The sequence below is a fragment of the Chryseobacterium turcicum genome (assembly GCF_021010565.1).
In the GTDB taxonomy this organism is placed as follows: Bacteria; Bacteroidota; Bacteroidia; order Flavobacteriales; family Weeksellaceae; genus Chryseobacterium; species Chryseobacterium turcicum.
This window is the reverse complement of sequence record NZ_JAJNAY010000001.1, coordinates 587,501-590,000: the sequence shown is the minus strand read 5'-3', so window position 1 is coordinate 590,000 and position 2,500 is coordinate 587,501. Positions and strand designations below refer to the sequence as shown.

Genomic DNA, 2,500 nt, shown 5'->3' with positions numbered 1-2,500 from the left:
CGTACCTGAAGTACTTAACCTCGCTAGTAACATTAACTCGTAGGCTCATTATGCAAAAGGCACGCCGTCACCCAACTTGTGGGCTCCGACCGCTTGTAGGCGTACGGTTTCAGGTTCTATTTCACCCTTCTATTCGAAGTGCTTTTCACCTTTCCTTCACAGTACTTGTTCACTATCGGTCTTTCAGGAGTATTTAGCCTTGGAGGATGGTCCCCCCATATTCAAACAGGATTTCACGTGTCCCGCCCTACTCATTTATCACTTAAATATGCCTTTCATATACGGGGCTATCACCCTCTATGGCTGTTCTTTCCAGAACATTCTATTAAACATATAAAAGCTTTTGGGCTAATCCGCGTTCGCTCGCCACTACTTACGGAATCTCTTCGATTTCTTTTCCTCAGGGTACTTAGATGTTTCAGTTCTCCTGGTTTGCTCTCCTTGCGGAGTGACTGGTCTTCAACCAGACGGGTTGCCCCATTCGGACATCTGCGGATCAATTCGTGTGTGCCAATCCCCGCAGCTTTTCGCAGCTTACCACGTCCTTCGTCGCCTCTGAAAGCCTAGGCATCCGCCATACGCCCTTAACGATTTCTTTCCTAATTATTAATTAGTTCAGTATTTTTGCTTTAGCATTGCTGCTAAAATATTTTTGTAAACTCAAACGCTTAATTGCGCTCGGTTTTCTCTTTGTGATATTTTTACCGTTAATGTCAATGATCTTTATGCTATTTCTGATCTAATTCGCAAAATATTGTTTTTGGCTCTATTTGCTTCTTAAAATTAAACCATAAATCATGTTATATTACTATAACAATGTGGAGAATAAGGGAGTCGAACCCTTGACCTCCTGCGTGCAAGGCAGGCGCTCTAGCCAGCTGAGCTAATTCCCCGCTAGTTTAGATGTTAGTAGTTAGAAGTTAGAGATTAGTAAAAAACTAACTTCTAATTTCTAGATTCTAACCTCTATTTAAATTAGTAGTCTCGGGCAGGCTCGAACTGCCGACCTCTACATTATCAGTGTAGCGCTCTAACCAGCTGAGCTACGAGACTTTGTTATGAGTAATGGGTGATGAGTAATAAGTAATATTTGCATATCTCTTTTTTCTCTTCTTCATACTCAATCTCTCTTCCCTAATACTAATTTCTAGTGGGTTTTGTATTTCTTATATATATTATAAGTAATAAATAATTGGTAATGAGTAATTAATACAAGCTGTTACACTTGGCTCTTTTTACTTTAACCTTTTTACTTATACTTATATATCAACCAAATAAAAACTAAAGCTTCTCTTTAAGTAAGTGCATGGACACATTGTGTCCTTATTTTTTATCGTCCGAAGACGCTCTAAAATGAGATGTTCCAGCCGCACCTTCCGGTACGGCTACCTTGTTACGACTTAGCCCTAGTTACTTGTTTTACCCTAGGCAGCTCCTGTTACGGTCACCGACTTCAGGTACCCCAAACTTCCATGGCTTGACGGGCGGTGTGTACAAGGCCCGGGAACGTATTCACCGCATCATGGCTGATATGCGATTACTAGCGATTCCAGCTTCATAGAGTCGAGTTGCAGACTCCAATCCGAACTGAGACCAGCTTTCGAGATTCGCATCCAGTCGCCTGGTAGCTGCCCTCTGTACTGGCCATTGTATTACGTGTGTGGCCCAAGGCGTAAGGGCCGTGATGATTTGACGTCATCCCCACCTTCCTCTCTACTTGCGTAGGCAGTCTCACTAGAGTCCCCAACTTAATGATGGCAACTAGTGACAGGGGTTGCGCTCGTTGCAGGACTTAACCTAACACCTCACGGCACGAGCTGACGACAACCATGCAGCACCTTGAAAAATGTCTTGCGAAAAGTCTATTTCTAAACCGGTCATTTCCCATTTAAGCCTTGGTAAGGTTCCTCGCGTATCATCGAATTAAACCACATAATCCACCGCTTGTGCGGGCCCCCGTCAATTCCTTTGAGTTTCATTCTTGCGAACGTACTCCCCAGGTGGCTAACTTATCACTTTCGCTTAGTCTCTGAATCCGAAGACCCAAAAACGAGTTAGCATCGTTTACGGCGTGGACTACCAGGGTATCTAATCCTGTTCGCTCCCCACGCTTTCGTCCATCAGCGTCAGTTAAAACATAGTGACCTGCCTTCGCAATTGGTGTTCTAAGTAATATCTATGCATTTCACCGCTACACTACTTATTCCAGCCACTTCTACTTTACTCAAGACCTGCAGTATCAATGGCAGTTTCATAGTTAAGCTATGAGATTTCACCACTGACTTACAGATCCGCCTACGGACCCTTTAAACCCAATAAATCCGGATAACGCTTGCACCCTCCGTATTACCGCGGCTGCTGGCACGGAGTTAGCCGGTGCTTATTCGTATAGTACCTTCAGCTTTCCACACGTGGAAAGGTTTATCCCTATACAAAAGAAGTTTACAACCCATAGGGCCGTCGTCCTTCACGCGGGATGGCTGGATCAGGCTCTCACCCA

Annotated in this window: 2 tRNA genes and 2 rRNA genes (2 of these 4 cut by a window edge); all 4 read right to left on the bottom strand. The window is 44.1% G+C overall.

Annotation, left to right across the window (positions count from 1 at the left end):
• Window positions 1–598 (bottom strand): 23S ribosomal RNA (locus tag LO744_RS02815) (it extends 2,163 nt beyond the left edge of the window).
• Between the two features lie 221 nt (window positions 599–819).
• Window positions 820–893: transfer RNA gene (locus tag LO744_RS02810), tRNA-Ala, on the bottom strand.
• 86 nt (window positions 894–979) lie between these two features.
• Window positions 980–1,053 (bottom strand) — tRNA-Ile (locus LO744_RS02805).
• Window positions 1,054–1,351: 298 nt separating this feature from the next.
• A 16S ribosomal RNA gene (locus LO744_RS02800) occupies window positions 1,352–2,500 on the bottom strand; it runs 368 nt beyond the window's last position.
• The 16S and 23S rRNA genes sit together here with 2 tRNA genes alongside, the layout of an rRNA operon.